This window comes from Nocardiopsis metallicus, from assembly GCF_014201115.1.
Lineage (GTDB): Bacteria > Actinomycetota > Actinomycetes > Streptosporangiales > Streptosporangiaceae > Nocardiopsis > Nocardiopsis metallicus.
The window spans coordinates 2,032,019-2,046,913 of sequence record NZ_JACHDO010000001.1 but is presented as its reverse complement, the minus strand read 5'-3'; the positions used below and the strand labels follow the sequence as shown (position 1 = coordinate 2,046,913).

The 14,895-nt window shown below is 70.9% G+C and carries 14 protein-coding genes; 5 read left to right on the top strand and 9 right to left on the bottom strand.

Annotated features, from left to right (window positions below):
* Positions 1-41 precede the first annotated feature (41 nt).
* On the top strand, positions 42-671 hold the full coding sequence (locus tag HNR07_RS35525) for a TetR/AcrR family transcriptional regulator (protein WP_221318756.1): 630 nt from the start codon (positions 42-44) through the stop codon (positions 669-671).
* Between the two features lie 99 nt (positions 672-770).
* On the opposite strand, the gene HNR07_RS08720 is transcribed toward HNR07_RS35525, so the two are convergent.
* Positions 771-2,021, bottom strand: a complete 1,251-nt coding sequence (locus tag HNR07_RS08720) for a saccharopine dehydrogenase family protein (protein ID WP_184364201.1) — start codon at positions 2,019-2,021, stop codon at positions 771-773.
* Between the two features lie 270 nt (positions 2,022-2,291).
* Here HNR07_RS08720 and HNR07_RS08715 point away from each other — a divergent pair, with 270 nt between their 5' ends.
* Entirely contained in the window at positions 2,292-2,756 is a 465-nt protein-coding gene (locus HNR07_RS08715) for an NAD(P)-binding domain-containing protein (RefSeq protein WP_184364199.1), read from the top strand.
* On the opposite strand, the gene tnpA is transcribed toward HNR07_RS08715, so the two are convergent.
* Positions 2,742-3,209, bottom strand: a complete 468-nt coding sequence (gene tnpA / locus HNR07_RS08710; protein ID WP_184364197.1) for an IS200/IS605 family transposase — start codon at positions 3,207-3,209, stop codon at positions 2,742-2,744. The genes HNR07_RS08715 and tnpA overlap by 15 nt on opposite strands.
* A 54-nt stretch (positions 3,210-3,263) precedes the next feature.
* Between tnpA and HNR07_RS08705 the strand changes: the two genes are divergently transcribed.
* The gene (locus HNR07_RS08705; RefSeq protein ID WP_184364195.1) at positions 3,264-4,532 is read left to right on the top strand and encodes an RNA-guided endonuclease InsQ/TnpB family protein; all 1,269 of its coding nucleotides are present in this window, start codon (positions 3,264-3,266) and stop codon (positions 4,530-4,532) included.
* A gap of 316 nt (positions 4,533-4,848) precedes the next feature.
* On the opposite strand, the gene HNR07_RS08700 is transcribed toward HNR07_RS08705, so the two are convergent.
* From HNR07_RS08700 to HNR07_RS08690, 3 genes are all read right to left on the bottom strand, one after another.
* Positions 4,849-5,691: an MBL fold metallo-hydrolase gene (locus HNR07_RS08700; protein ID WP_312893693.1), complete on the bottom strand. Its 843-nt coding sequence runs from the start codon at positions 5,689-5,691 to the stop codon at positions 4,849-4,851.
* 89 nt (positions 5,692-5,780) lie between these two features.
* Complete coding sequence (locus tag HNR07_RS08695; RefSeq protein ID WP_184364193.1) at positions 5,781-6,608, bottom strand: SAM-dependent methyltransferase; 828 nt, start codon at positions 6,606-6,608, stop codon at positions 5,781-5,783.
* A gap of 237 nt (positions 6,609-6,845) precedes the next feature.
* Entirely contained in the window at positions 6,846-7,130 is a 285-nt protein-coding gene (locus HNR07_RS08690; RefSeq protein ID WP_184364191.1) for a hypothetical protein, read from the bottom strand.
* 65 nt (positions 7,131-7,195) lie between these two features.
* Between HNR07_RS08690 and HNR07_RS08685 the strand changes: the two genes are divergently transcribed.
* Positions 7,196-7,555: a Clp protease/crotonase-like domain-containing protein gene (locus HNR07_RS08685; RefSeq protein WP_184364189.1), complete on the top strand. Its 360-nt coding sequence runs from the start codon at positions 7,196-7,198 to the stop codon at positions 7,553-7,555.
* 312 nt (positions 7,556-7,867) lie between these two features.
* Here HNR07_RS08685 and HNR07_RS08680 read toward each other — a convergent pair whose 3' ends face one another.
* Positions 7,868-8,755 (bottom strand): NAD(P)-dependent oxidoreductase, encoded by an 888-nt coding sequence (locus HNR07_RS08680; RefSeq protein WP_184364187.1) that lies wholly within the window; start codon positions 8,753-8,755, stop codon positions 7,868-7,870.
* Positions 8,756-9,184: 429 nt separating this feature from the next.
* Positions 9,185-10,576, bottom strand: a complete 1,392-nt coding sequence (locus HNR07_RS08675; protein ID WP_312893692.1) for an alpha/beta hydrolase domain-containing protein — start codon at positions 10,574-10,576, stop codon at positions 9,185-9,187.
* Between the two features lie 240 nt (positions 10,577-10,816).
* On the opposite strand from HNR07_RS08675, the gene HNR07_RS08670 reads away from it, so the two are divergent.
* Positions 10,817-12,190, top strand: a complete 1,374-nt coding sequence (locus HNR07_RS08670) for an outer membrane protein assembly factor BamB family protein (protein WP_312893691.1) — start codon at positions 10,817-10,819, stop codon at positions 12,188-12,190.
* On the opposite strand, the gene HNR07_RS08665 is transcribed toward HNR07_RS08670, so the two are convergent.
* Positions 12,160-14,514, bottom strand: coding sequence for a hypothetical protein (locus HNR07_RS08665; RefSeq protein WP_246420193.1), 2,355 nt, complete (start codon positions 14,512-14,514; stop codon positions 12,160-12,162). The genes HNR07_RS08670 and HNR07_RS08665 overlap by 31 nt on opposite strands.
* A gap of 103 nt (positions 14,515-14,617) precedes the next feature.
* Positions 14,618-14,827, bottom strand: a complete 210-nt coding sequence (locus tag HNR07_RS08660) for a hypothetical protein (RefSeq protein ID WP_184364183.1) — start codon at positions 14,825-14,827, stop codon at positions 14,618-14,620.
* Positions 14,828-14,895: the final 68 nt, after the last annotated feature.

The window sequence follows — 14,895 nt, the reverse complement described above, 5'->3', positions numbered from 1 at the left end:
GAAAGGGGGAGCCGGGCCCGGTGCTGGTACGATCCCGAATCGTGTTCGAGAAACATCCGACGACCCAGGAGCCGAGCCGCCCGGTGGTACAGCGCCGAGGGGTGCAGCGCAGACGCGCCATCCTGGAGGCGGCCGAGGAGCTGCTCGGCGAACAGGGCTACGAGGCCGCCACCCTCAAGGCGATCGGCGAGCGGGCGGGCATCCCGACCGCCTCCGTATACCACTACTTCGCCGACCGCTACCGGGTCGACGCCGAACTCCTGCGCTACCACGTGGGCGAACTCGACACGCTCATCGGCGCGTCGATGGAGGCCTCCGGCGTGAGTACGTTGTCCGCGGCCGTCGACGCCTTCATCGGCCTGCTCCGGGACTACTTCCGCCGCCACCCGAGCTGCACCGTGCTGTGGTTCGCCGGGCGGCACACCACCCTCGACCAGCTGGTCCTGGAATTCGACCGGGCCCAGGCCGAACGGCTCTGGCGCTTCCTGGTCGAGCACGGGCTCCTCCGGGAGGACACCCCGAAGCTCGCCCTGGAGCTGGCCTTCGAGATCGGCAGCCGCCTCTTCGACATCGCCTTCCGTGACAGCCCGGACGGGGACGACACCACGATGGTCGAGGCGCGGCGCGCCGTCACCGCCTACCTGGAGACCTACGCCCCGCCCGCGGCCTGACCGGCGCCCGCCCGTCGGCGCCGGGGCGACGTACGGGCCGGGCCCCGCGATACTCGTTGAGCGTCGCGGGGCCCGATCCGTTTCGCGCGACCGGCGTCCCTAGCGCACCGACTCCACGATCTCCGAGCGCGGGGTGCCCACGCGCTCCAGGGCGGTGTAGAACGCCTCCGGCTCGGCCCAGTCCTCGGGGGCGAACGAACCCGTGCGCTCCCCGAGCCCGTCCAGGGCCAGCACCATGAACGCCGCGCAGGCGGTGCCGGTCAGGGTGGCCATGCTGCGAGCGAAGTAGGTCTGCGGCCCGCTGACCGGGGTGCGTCGGACGGCCACCGCGGGTCTGCCGTCCCTGGTGCCGCTCACCCGGGACACCAGGCCGCCCTTCCAGGGTTCGGTCCGGTGCAGGGCCGAGGAGGCCAGGAAGCCGAGCGTCTGGCCGGTCCCGCTCTCGTTGCGGCGGATCTGCTCGATCATGCCCGCCGCCGAGTGGCGCCAGCCCGCCGAGGGGCCGTAGCGCTGCCGCGCGAGGTCGTGCAGGAAGTCGACCGCGTCCTTCTGGGGGATGCGGCCCTCGTGCACCGCCTGGCCCAGGCCCCGGGCGATGCCGTTGAGCGGGGCCGGACGGAGCCCGCCCAGGCAGCGGATGCGCTGTGCCCCTGGGTAGCGGCGGGGCAGGGTGACCGGCTCGGGGTGCCCGGTCTCGTACAGGAGGGTGTCGCCCAGGCCCCCGCCCATCGGGGCGATCCCGGTCTCCTCGTACGAGCGGTGCATGGCCGGTCCGCCGTGCTCCCAGGTCAAACAGTCTCCGCCGGCGATGTGCAGCAGGTGCTCCAGCACCGCCCGGCCCACGTTCGGCCGCTCATCGCCGACCAGCCAGAACATCTCGATGTTCTCGACGGTGTCGAGTTCGTTGGCAGCGTCCACCGTGAGCACGTTGCTCATCCCGGGGGAGGCGCCGCAGCCGACGTAGACCGGGATTCCGGCCTCCTTCGCCTTGTCGTCGAGGGCCAGCGCCTCCTGGGTGCTCTCGACGTCGTCGTCGAAGTCCAGGTAGGGCACCTTGGCCTCCAGGCAGGCCGAGATGACCGGCTCGGAGGTGCGGATGTAGGGGCCCGCGCCCAGGACCACCAGAGCGGCGCCCTCGACCACATCCATCAGGTCCTCGCTGTCGAACAGGTCCAGCCGCCGGGCGGTGGCCCGCCCGCTCGGCAGCCGCTTGACCAGCGGCTCGAGAATCTCGGGCCGGATGTCGCACAGGACCAGTTCCCAGTCCCCGCCCGCCCTGGCGAAGCGCTCGATGGCCAGGCGGCACATCTCGCCCGCGGCGCCGATGAAGACGATCCGCCCCGCGCTCATAGGGCGGCTCCGGAACCGGCGGCTTCGGTACGGCTCGCTTCGGTCGCCACCACGTCATGCCTCGCGGCCATGGCTCACTCCGTTCGGGTTGGCGGCGGTGCGCCCGGTCGGACGGCCCGAACGCACCACACTCGATCTCGAATCGAGTTCGAGTTTACCGATCGGTCGATGGTCGTCAAGGGGTTGGGGTTGACCGTGGGAATTCCGCGCCCCTAAAGTCGAACTCGATTCGAGATCGAAAAATTATGCCTCTCTGAACGGAAGACCCCCATGAGTGGACCGCACGGCGCCGCCGAACCGACCGAGATCACCGTCCTGGGGTGCGGACTGATGGGATCCGCACTGGCGCGGGCCCTCGCGGCCGCCGGACACCCGGTGACGGTCTGGAACCGCACACCGGAGCGGGCTGAGGCACTGGCCGGTGAACGCATGAGTGCGGAACGCACCGTCGCCGAGGCGGTCGGGTCCGCCCGGCTGGTCGTCGCCTGTTTGGCCGACTACGCCGCCACGCTCGCGGCCATCGACCCCGTCACCGACTGGACCGGCACCACCCTGGTCAACCTCGCCAGCGGGGCGCCCTCCGAGGTCGAGGAGATGGAGCGGCGGATCGAAGGGCGCGGCGGCCGCTACCTCGACGGGGCCGTGCTCGCCTACCCCGACGACATCGGTACCCCCGGCGCGATGATCGTCTACCTGGTCCTGGCGAGAGTGCCACCGGCTTCAGCCGGTGGGTGAATCGCCCCACCACCCCTCGGGCTGGCGGCCGGGACGCTCCTGCGCCTGGATGTAGCGCCGCACGATCTCCAACGGCGCGCCGCCCACCGACCCGGCGAAGTAGGACCCGGACCAGAACCGTCCGTGCATGATGTTGCGGTTCACCTGACCAGTGAACTCCTGGCGCAGATATCGGGAGGACACACCCTTGAGCGAGTTGACCAGCTTGGAGAGCGCGACCTTGGGCGGGTAGTGCACCAGCAGATGCACGTGGTCGCGCTCGCCGTTGAACTGCTTCAGCTCGGCGTCGAAGTCCGCGCACACATCCCGCATGATCTCCTCGCACCGGCCCAACATCTCGGTGGTGAAGACTCCGCGTCGATACTTCGTGACAAAGACCAAATGGGCATGAAGGTGATAAGCGACATGTACACCCCTGCGCACTTCAGGATTGTGTTCCCAACGTGGTGACATGAACCAAACGATAGAATGAGCACGTCACCGAACACGCCGGGAGGGAGGTTCCCTGTGCAACTCCAACGCGGACACAAGGCCAGACTCGACCCGACCCGCGACCAGGCCGCCCTGGTCGAAGACCAGGGCCACGCCGCCCGCGCCTTGTGGAACCTCCTCCACGACTGGTGGACCATGGCGTCGGAGAACCGGCGGGTGTCACTGGCCGACGCCGATGTCGCGATCAAGCAGGCACGCAAGGACATCCCCTGGCTGGCGGTGCTGCCCGCGCAGGCCGCCCAACAGGTACTGAAGATCTACTTCAACGCTTGGCGGGCCTGCTGGGCGGGCAAACGCGCCGAGCCCCGATTCAAGGCCCGGATGCGCTCCCGCGCCGCGATCGACGTCCCCCAAGGCCGCGACCTCCAGATCGTTCGGCTCAACCGCCGATGGGGACAGGTCAAGATCCCCAAGGTCGGCCGTGTCAAGTTCCGGTGGACCCGGGGCCTGCCCATCGGTAAGCAGACCAACAAGGACAATCGGGTCACCGGCGCCCGCCTGGTGCGTGAGGCCGACGGGTGGCACATCGTCTTTCGCGTCCAACGCCAGGTGGACAGCCCGGTCCCGCACGAGGGGCCGACCGTGGGCATCGACCGGGGCATCGCCAAACCCCTGGCCCTGTCCGACGGAACATTTTGTGAACACGGCCCGTGGATGACCGATGGCGAGACCGAACGCCTGCGCCGATTGGAGAAGAAGGCCGCACGTCAGCGCCACGCGCGCAAGCAGGGCGAGAGGAACTCCAACCGGCTGAAGCGGACCTATGACCAGATCTGCGGGCTGCGCGCGAGAGCCAAGCGCCGAGCCCTGGACTGGCAGCACAAGACCACTACCGAACTCGCGCGGGACTTCTCCCGCATCGGGGTGGAGGATCTGAACATCCAAGGGATGACCAGGTCTGCCCGGGGTAGTGTGGAAACCCCCGGCACACAGGTCCGTCAGAAGGCCGGGTTGAACCGCGCCATCGCCGGTCAGGCGTGGGGGCGCACTGTCACCCTGCTGGAATACAAGGCAGCTGAGCGTGGTGGGACCGTGGTGAGGGTTCCCGCCCAGGGCACCTCTCAGCGGTGCTCGGTGTGCGGCTTCATCACATCCGGGAACCGGGAGTCGCAGGACAGGTTCGTGTGCAAGGACCCCACCTGCGGGCACACCGATAACGCGGACACCAACGCTGCGAACAACATTGATCACGCCGCCGGACTGGCGGTGTCAGTGCGTGGAGACCTGGCCGGTAGGCGGTCTGAGAAGCGCGAACCACCCGAGAACCCGCCACAGGCGGCGTAAGGGATTCTCCCGCCTTCAGGCGGGAGAGGAAGTCAAGGAATCGCGTGCAACGGGCACGGCCTGTCCCAGGCTCCCTACCTGGGCACCCTGCTGGCCGACCGGATCGTCGGCGACCGGCCCCACGAGGACCTCGGCCCCCTGTGGCGCGAGCGCCCCCGCTTCGCGCCCTCACCGGTCCTCAACACCCCCGTTCTGCGTACCGTCTGGGCGGTCGACCGGCTCGCGGACCGGCTCGGCCGGGGAGGGACCGGCTCCGGTTCCGGCTACACGACGCGGTAGCGCCCGGGCTCCGCCTCGGTGACGCGGCCCCGCTCCATCAGCTGGTCCAGGTGCCGCCGGGCCGTGCGCCGCTCCACCGGCCGCACGTGCGCCCCCGCACGTGCGGCCGGTAGACCAGCCGGTGCTCGACGATCTCCTCGACGGTCCGCGGTTCGGTCAGGAACCTCAACAGGGTCTCCTCGCGCCGCCGGATCACCCCGGCGTAGGCGTCCAGGCGACTGCGGAACTCTCCGGTGCCCTCGATCACGCCCTTCTGGTGGGCGGTTCCGTACCAGCGCGCGTCGATTTCCCGCAGGCGGCCGATGGACGCCTCGAACTCCGCCAGGCTGCTGCCCACATCCCCGTAGTAGGGGCCGAACGACGTCAGGTCGACATCGGCAACGAACAGGAAGCCGTCCGGCTCGACGAGGAAACCGCAGTGCCCCGCGGTGTGGCCGGGCAGGTGCACGACCGTGACCGTGCGCCCGCCCAGGTCGAACACCGCGCCGTCCTCGAACCCTCGCGCGTCCGGGCGTCCTCGCACGTGGAACCGCTCCCGCAGCATCGCCGCCGCCTCCTCGGCCTCCTCCGGGGCGAAACCGAAACCGGCGACCAGGGACTCGGGCGAGCGCAGCGCCTCGAGGTCGCCCTCGTGCACGTGGACCGGGACGTCGTAGCTGCCCAGGCCCGCGATGTGGTCCTCGTGGGCGTGGCTGACCAGCACCAGGTCCGCGGGCGGCGCACCCTCGACCAGGGACAGCGACGGGTCCACCACCAGCGTCGCGTCCGATCCCTTGACGAGCAGGGAGTTCCCGTACGGGTAGGCTCCCCGCTCGGCGCCGTGGAGCACGGTCACCCTCCCGTAGTCCGCCCTCGTGTAGCCGTCGACGCGTGTGTTCACGGCCTGTTCGCCCCTCTCGGCTGGCTTGGTCCCGGAGGCCCCGGTCCCCACGACCCTCTCAACCCTGCGAAGGGCGGACTGTCACCGGGTCAGGGCTTGCGGGCCACTCCGCCGTACTGGTCCAGCCCCTTGCGGGCGCCCTCGATGTGCGGGCGCCAGAGCGGGCAGGGGACCACTCCGGGTTCCAACAGCTCCAGCCCCTCGAACCGGGCGGCGACCGCCTCGGGGCTGCGCAGGAGGTAGGGCACGTCGCCCTGCTTGTTGCCCACCTCGATGGCCTGGTTGTAGGCCTCGCTGGTGTTGGTGCCGTCGTAGCTCGCCAGGTAGCTGCCGGACGGCAGGGCGGCCACGAGACGGTTCACGATCGGCTGCAGTTCGTCGTCGGGGATGTGGCCCAGGATCCCCATCAGCATCAGCGCGATCGGCCGGTCGAAGTCCAGGGTCCGGGCGGCGTGCTCCAGGATCGTGTCGGGGTCGCGCAGGTCGGCGTCGACGTAGTCGGTGGCCCCCTCGGGGGTGCCGACCAGGAGAGCCCGTGCGTGCGTGAGGACCAGCGGGTCGTTGTCCACGTAGACCACGCGGGACTCGGGGGCGATCGACTGGGCGACCTCGTGGGTGTTGTTGGCGGTGGGCATGCCCGTGCCGATGTCGAGGAACTGCCGGATGCCGACCTCAGCGGTCAGGTGGGTCACCACGCGGACCAGGAACTCGCGGCTGGTGCGGGCCAGGTCCACGATCTCGGGGAAGAACTCGGCCACCTGGTCACCGGCGGCGCGGTCGATCGGGTAGTTGTCCTTGCCGCCCATCCAGTAGTTCCAGATCCGGGCCGAGTGGGTCCGGGTGGTGTCGATCTGCGGTTTGTCGCCGGAGGGGGCGCCGGCGGAGGGAGCAGCGGACGGCGTCGCGTCGTCGGTCATGGGGGTGTGTCCACCTCGGGTGCGTCGGGGGTCGGCTCCGCGGCCGGGCGAACCGCAGCACACCCGAAAGCGGCGCACGCCGGAAAGCCCTGCCACGACGGGGCTCATGATAGCCCGGGCGCCAGGGGGCGACCGGTGACGACTCCGGACGGTGCCCCAGCGGAGCGGCGCGGCCTCGAGAGATCGGACAGAGCAGGTCGGGGACAGCCGACTCGGACCCCTCACGCACCGTGGCGGTCAGGAAGACCACCGCTCGGGGCGGGCCCCGCCGTCCAGGGGCCTACGAGGTGGAGACGGGGTGACCGAAGCGTTGCGGCTGCGGCTGCGGCCACGGCCTGTCGGGCGGTGGCCGACCGTGCCTGGGGCCAGGGCCGCGTACCGTTCGGCCGGCTCGGTCGAGTCGATATCACCGTCGGGGTCGAACCGGTGCGGCACCGCCCGGCACATGGCCAGCACGGCCCGGTCCGCCCCGCGCGGGTACGGGGTGGTGAACCCGCCCCGCGCCGCCCCGGCACCGATCACCGCGTTGAGCTCGTCCTCCAGATGTTCCCGCCCCGGATCGTCGGCATCTCCCAGGCGATGAGTGGGTGGCCGCCGGACGGGTCTTCGAGGCCCAGGAGGCTCTCCCCGGAGGATCGGTCTCCCGGGCCGAACCCGCCTACGGGCTTCTTGCCACCGCCTACGGGACAGCCCGCGGGATCACCGAGAACACCTCCGCGGTGTCGGTGACGCTCTCCCGCCGCATGTTGTGGTCGATGCCGGGCGCGGAGGGCCCTCGGGACGCGCACCTAATGGACTCCCGGGCGATCCACCGGCTGGGCGGAGGTGGCGAGGCGGCCGAGGACGCGCTGTCCTTCCCGGAGAAGCGCCCGCCCCGCTTCTCCGGCCGCGTCGAGGAGTACCGCGACGTCCTGCCCGAATGGCCGCGGCGCCCCGAGGAGGGCTGAGCGGGGTCCCGGTCACGTTGCCCGGCGCCGCTTGTCCTGTCAGGCTTGGGCGTTCTCGCGGACGGACTCCCGGACGACCCCGTCCGGGCCGGTGAGGGCCGTGGCGCCGTTTCCGAGGGTGAGCCGGTGCGATCCACTGCCCTCGGGGGACCCGCGACCTCGGCCAGTCCACGGCGCTCGGAGAGCGCCAGCTTCACCGGGCCGGACCCGGCCTCGAACCGGACGTGCTCTCCGCCGAGACTGTCGGCCATGGCCAGGAGGGTCCGCGTCCGGAAGTCCGCGGGTGGAGCGGGGCCGTGTCCGGACCTCTGCTCACCCCCGCTCGCCCAGGAGCTCGAACAGACTGGAGAAGCCCTGCTCCCCGTGGCCGTCGGCGACGCGCTTGGCCATGAGCTCCTGGACCTCGCGCATCCGCACCGTGTCCGCGCCCAGGGTCCGCCGGTGCTCGACCAGGTCGCCCATCAGCGCGGACTGCACGGACAGGGGCCCCAGGTCCGGCGGGTACTCACCGTCCCGGACGGCCTCGCCGATGGCTTTCAGCAGGGGCGGGTACATGGCGACGGTCTCGGCGGCGCGGTCGGCGAACTCCGCCGGGTCGACCCCCTCCTCGCGCACCAGTCGGAGTGTGTGCAGGAAGCCGATCAGCAGCTCGTAGCCGAGTGCCACCTGGGCCATGAACTCCACGGAGGCAAGACCGGCGTCGGCCCCGTAGTAGGTGGGGGAGCCGAGCTCGCGCAGGATCCCCTCATGGGTTTCGTAGGCCTCCCGGGAACCGCTGACCGGGAGCAGCACCTCCCCCGAGCCGATCTCCGGCGGGTCACCCATCACCCCGCCGTCCAGGTACGCGGCGCCGTGCTCCCGCGCCCACCGCTGGACCGCCCGCGCCTGCTCCGGGGAACCACTGGTCACGTTCACCAGGGTCCGCCCCGACACCGCGTCGCCGACCGCGGCCAACACCTCGTCCACCGCCGCGTAGTCGAGGACGCACAGCACCACCAGCGGGCTGGACCGCACCGCCTCCGCCGCGGAGTCCGCCGCCGTGGCCCCGGCCGCCACCAGGGGCGCGGTCCTGCTCGCGGTGCGGTTCCACACCGTGGTGGAGTGGCCCCGCTCCAGCAGGGTTCGGGCGATCGCGGACCCCATGTCGCCCAGGCCGAGCACGGTGACCGCGGTGGTGGCGGAAACTGATTCTGTCGTCATGGTTCTCTCTCGTCGCCGGGAACCCGCTTCGGTTCCGACCAAGCTAGAACCTCTAGTTGACTTGAGGTCAATGGGTGCTCTCCGGCCAGAACCCCGCCGCCGGTCCCGTGGACCGGCGGCGGCCGGTTCGCTGCGATGCGCTTGCCCTGGCCGGGGGCGGAAGAACGCGGGGACCAGAGCGCCCGAGGCCGCCCGGCGTGCGCGCGGCCCCGTGGACCGGTATCAGCTGCCAGTCCCGGAGGCCGACCAGGAACAGCTCCTGTGCTCCGTCCCTGTTCGCGATCGCATGAACGCACGCGGACGTTGACGGGCGGTCGGGTGGGCCACCGACTGACTTGAGCAGGCCGAACGGCCGGTGCCCCCGTCACCCGCTCGGCTGACAGGGACACCGTGAGGGAGCGGGCTCCCGCCGGGGGCTCGGGCGGGGGCCTACTCGGAACCGCGGAGGCGGGCGGCCTCCTGCCGGTTCTGCGCGGAGTCCGCGGCGGTGACATGACCCGCGGACACGTTCTTCCGCTCAGCCCGCACCACACGGGACACGTAGTCACCGTGGCCCCGGTACCGCTCGGCGAGCTGCTCCTCGCTGAACTGCACATGGGTGCCGAACAGCACGCAGAACTCGTTCTCCGGGGAAGCAGGCAGGTTCGTGCCGGTGTTCAGGGCCCGGGGCGCCTCCACCTGGGACAGGCGGATACCGCCCAGGGCGAAACCGTCGCCGTCACGCGCCACCCCGCCGCCCGGGGCCCGCTCGATCGGCTCCGCGGTCGGCGGCGGGGTCCCGTCGGCGGCCCAGGTGCGCAGATGGTCGTAGGAGGCGTTGAGGACCTGGTAGAGGGGAGCGCGGCTGAACGGCGGTTCCGCGCAGTCGTACTCGCCCTGCTCGCCGAAGTCGCGGACCTCCGCCTCGCGCCGGGCCTCCCGGCCGTCCCAACCGGAGTGCGCGGTCCCGGCGACCTCCCACACCCGCACGTCGTCGCCGTCCTCCTGGACCGGGAACAGCGTCACGTCCGTCTCCGACATCACCTGGAAGACCGGCTCCGGCCGCTCTCCCGCGGGCGCGGTGCCCACCACGAAGCCGTATCCGTCGTAGACCGGTTCGATGTGGGGCAGGACCTCCTCGTAGTAGACGGTCATCCGCATCGCTGACTGGGACGCGCCGATCGCCAGGACCTCGTCGAACTCGATCCCGCCCGCGATCCCCGTCTCCGGAGAGCGCAGGGCCTTCGCGGCCTGGGAGAAGACGTCGTAGGACAGTTGGTCGTCGCCGACGGTGCCGTCGTCGGTCACGTCCAGACCGCCGTAGCGCGCGGGGCTCCACCCGGTCAGGTGGGACACGCCCACGTGCTGGGCCGACACCCCCACCCAGGTGTAGCCCGAACGCATGATGTGCTCGGCGCTGGGGCCCCACAGCGCGTCCAGGTCATTGCCCGCGGTGACGTTCTGCCACTCCACCAACGCGGCCCCGTTGGAGCCGCCCTGGTCGGCCGGCCGACGTACCAGGACCCGGGTCCGGTAGGGGTGCTCTGAGACGACCGCGCCGTCGGAGTACCGGTGGCCGGTGCCGGAGACGACGAACTCCTCCTCCACGTACCCGTAGGCGTCGAGGTCCTCGGTCGTGGCGAAGAAGGGGTAGGTGTCCTCGATCCTGTCGGCGTCGCGGTCCCCGGGAACACCCCCCGGCAGGGGGCCCTCCACCTGGGGGACGGGGACGGGGATCAGGGGTTGGTCGGGCGCGGGGGAGGCCGACGCCGTCGACGCGAGTAACGCGGTGCTGACGCCGAGGGCGGCGACCGTTCCCAGGCGGGACGCGAGTACAGCCACGGCAGTGCCTTTCGTGGGGCCGGTAGGGGGCGGGCCGGAGTGATCACTGGCGGCCAGGCGAACGTAAACCCTTCGGTGGGCGCCCACAACGGGGGTTGTGCCGCCCGGAACCCGGACTGGTCGTTTTCCTGATGCCAGGGCGGGCGCATCCGGCCACGCCCCTGGAACGGGGCCGGGAGCCCGGATCGCTACGATGCGCGTATGCCTTCCGCGCTCCCTCCCCCCGGTTTTCTTCCCGGTGTGCGAACCCTCTCCGTGGTGGGGCTGGTGTGCGTACTCGGGCTCACCGCGTGTTCCCGGTGGGCGCAGGAGAGTGACCCTGCGGCCTCGGAACCCACCGCGATCAGCCCGGACGCGCTGGTCACCTGCGAGGAGAACGGGGACTGCGGTGAGGCGGGCTCGGTGCGCTGGTCGCTGCCGCTGGAGGGCGACTACGTGATGTACACCTATGGCGATGACGCGGCCGTGCTGCTCGACGAGGAGCACGCGGTCGCCGGCGCGTACCCCTACTCCGGGGCCGTGGCCCACGACGGAGTCCTCTACCACTTCGAACACGAGCGGGTCAGAGCCGTCGACCTGGACACCTTGGATCTGCTGTGGACCGAGGAGGTCGACCCCGAGCAGGCCAAGCAGGTGCAGATACTCCAACCGGTGGGGGACCGGTTGCTCATGCTCGCCCAGCACAACCGCGGGCGGGAGGACCTGGTCTACATCCTGGACCCCGGCGCGGACGGCCTGGAGTGGGAGGCCCTCGACTTCACCGCGGACACCGGTTGGAACCGTGAGCTCCCGGCCAACGACACCCATCTCCTGGTCCCCGAGGAAGGCGGCGCCGGGCTCCACCACTACGTCGAGACAGTCAGCGGGGAGGTGGAGTGGTCGGCCGAACTCCCGGGGCGGATCGATCCCACCGCTCTTGTCGTCGACACCGCCTTCACCCTGGAGAGAGCGGACGAGGACGACGGCGAACCGGACCTGATCCGGCGGATCGACCTGACCGACGGCCGGGTGGTGGACGAGATCCCGGTCCCCGGGGGCCTGTACCCCGAAGGGAGGCCCACCCTGGTGGCCAGCCCTGACGGTGACATCCTGATGGGGACCCGGGGCGCCCTGGACACCGCGACCGGAGAGCTCCTCTGGACGCATCCGCAGGGGCGCCTGGGTGAGGAGGCCTCCCTCGACGGCGCCGGCCGGTTCGACGAGGACGACCCGGCCCTGTTGCACGTCCAGGAGGGTGGGGACGCCTGGGTGTTGGAGGCGCGCACCGGTGAACTCGTCGAGGAGGACGCCCCCGATCCGCGGCCGGAGGCCTTCGAGAACCAGAGTCTCTGGAACTCGGACGCATTCGACCTGTCCGGTTCCGACCGGTACCTGGCCCCGATCCGGGTGCTCGGTCCCGGGATCGAGGACGCCCTGATCATCGAGTTCGGTGCGGGCGCCCGCCATCTGACCAACTACCGCACCGAAGACGGCGCCTACGTCGGGGTCTACCAGGCCTGTGCCCCCGACGGAATGCGCTCGACTGGCTGGGACCGAGCGACCGTCCACCGCGCCTGTGTCGCACCCCGCCTGTTCGCCGTCGACTACGGGGTGAGGGGCTCCGAGCCGCAGTAGGGTTCCGCGCACCCCAGGTACAGGAGCTCGGTCAAGGGCCCGCCGAAGGCCGTTTCCGCGCTGTGCCCGACCCACGCCATGTGCGGACGGTCATGGGGGTCGAACGCCAGGGCGGTGACCACGGGCTCGTCCTCGAACCCCACCAGCCCTCGGCTCACCGTCTCCTCGCACCCCCGGTCCACACAGGAGAGCAGGACCAGGCGGTTCTCCTCCATGTCCGTGGTCAGCAGGTGGGGGCGGTCCAGCGAGTCGACCGCCAGCCCCGGAACCGGCCGGGCCCAGCTGGGCCCGGTCACGGCGGTGTCGGTGAACTCCGAGCACACCGCGTCGTGACAGTCCACCAGATGTGCCTGACCAGTGAGGGCGTCACGGTAGGCGACCACGGGTGCGCCGTCGGAGCGGTACTCGACCCGAGCACCCGCCTTCAGCCCTTGCCTACTCTCGTTCTTGAGCCGGAACCGGTCGCCGACCAGCTCGGTCACCTCCGGCTCCGCGCAGTCGGCGTCGGCACAGGTCACCAGGGACAACGCACCGAAGCTCAGATCCATCGCCGCCACTGCGAACCCGCCTTCGGGGGTTCCGCTCACGTCCAGGTGGGCCCGGTCGAGGTCGAAACCGTCCTCGATCAGTTCCGGTGGCACGTCGAGTACGCGCGGGCCCGCGCAGCCGGTGTCCTCGCACACGTGCACACGCAGACCTCCGGTGTCACCGTCGACCACCTCGTCGGGGGCCAGTCGATCGTCGTGGCGGACGTAGGAGGCCACGACTACTCCGCCCCCGGGCATGGGTGCCACAGCGGAGGCGGGAGCTGCCATGCGGCCGCCGAAGGGCCGCAGGAACACGGGGTCGGTGTCGTCCCCGCACGCCGAGGCCTGGTCACACGCGTACAGGTAGAGCCCGGACTCCGGGTGCGGGGCCCGGCGCTCCTTTACGGCTCCCGTCGCGTGCTCGAACTCCATCCACTGCGTCCGCAGCGGTTGGCCGCCCTCGACGGAGAAACCCTTCCCCTCGTCCCAGGTGTCGTGCTGGAGCTCGACCGTGCAGTCGGGGTCGCAGCTGGTGAATTCGAGGCCGTTGTGATGGGCTCTGCCGATCAGCGCGGCCCCGTCCGTGACCCCGATGCTGACCGGACTGCCGTAACCGGCCACCGTCTCCGAAGGGCTCGCGGTCATTTCGGCGAGCCCGAAGGGGTTGGCGGCGACCGTCACCGGGCCGACCAGCGGGGGTGCGAACAGAGCGACGACCAGCGCGGTCATGGTGATCCACCGTCGACCGCGGCCTCGGCGGGGCGCTTCGGAGCCCTCTTGAGGGACATCCGAGGCGGGAGCGGCGGTTCCGGGGGCGATCGCGGACAGCTGCCGGTCGACCCGGCTCAGATCCAGGTCGTCCGTGGGCCGGAGCCCTACGGAGTTCGTTCCGGAGTAGACCACGGGTGCGCAGAGCAGCAGTAGGGCCAGTGGCGCCACCAACGTCGCCGACGTCGCGGTGAGGGCCACCGTCAGCAGGCCGTCCTCGGGCAGCTCGGCCCAGCGCGACAGTGACCGTGGCAGCACGGTGTTGAACAGCACGGTGACGCCGTAGGAGGCGGCGACGAACAGCAAGTGCGGCCACCGGCGCTCACGGCCGACGCGCCAGGCCGCCGCCAATCCGCGCAAGGGTCCGTGTCCCTCCAACAGGGCGGCCGGGAGCATCACCGACAACGGGGTGAGCAGGTACAGCAGCGGCGGCAGGACCACCACGCCGATCAGCGGCAGTGGCCACCCCAGAAGGATCAGCCACAGCGAGACCGCCAGGGCCACGACCACCAGACCGAAAAGCATCAGGGCCCAGGTCAGGGTGGTGAAGTAGCGGCGCAGCGCTCCCCGCCAGGCGTCCCGGACGGTGATCCTCCGGCCCAGGAGCGCACCGCCGCCGAGCAGGACCGACCCGCCGAGGGGGATCGGCCCGACCAGCACGGCCAGCACCAACACGGTTCCGAGCACGACCAGAGAGGGCGTCCCCAGTGTTTCGGCGGTGCTCTGCAGCACGCCGTTGAGGTAGGCGCCCTCGCGCGCGGGCAGCACCACGGAGATCTGGGCGAGCAGCACCAGGGGTACGACCGGCAGACCCGACACGAGCAGCAGCGGCCACAGGTTCCGCGCGTACACCTCGAACACCCGCTTGCGCAGGTCCGAGGCGTAGTCCTGGAGGGAAAGATCCGTGGGGGCCGCGTCCGGGGGCTCCGCAGCGGCCCCTCCGGCCCCGGGGCTCCCGTCCGGATGGTCGGCGTCCGGCTTCTCCTGACCGTCACCGTCGTGATCCGGTCTGTCGTCCGGCTCGCCCATCATCTCCCCTTGCGCCTTCTGAAACCGCGCTGAGTCGCGTGTGTCGGCAGACTACTGGGGCCCGGGGCCGCCCACCGAGCCCAGGGTGAGGAAGGAGCTCGGGTTACTCGGAGGGTTCGGGGATGGGCGGGCACTCCACGGTCGGGTTGACGCCCATGTAGTTCAGGGGGCCGACGAAGATGGTCACCACGGTGCTGCCCAAGCTCGAACAGGAAGCCTCGGAGGTACTGAAGTAGCCGCGTTGGACGGCGGCTGCCACGCCGATGGCCAACCAGATGAGGACGAGTACCGACAGGGTGATACTGGTGCGCACTGTTGCCTCCTGGGGGTGGGGCTTATGCGGGTGGCGGGCCTGCGGGAGCCGTCGGTCCGCTTCGGCCC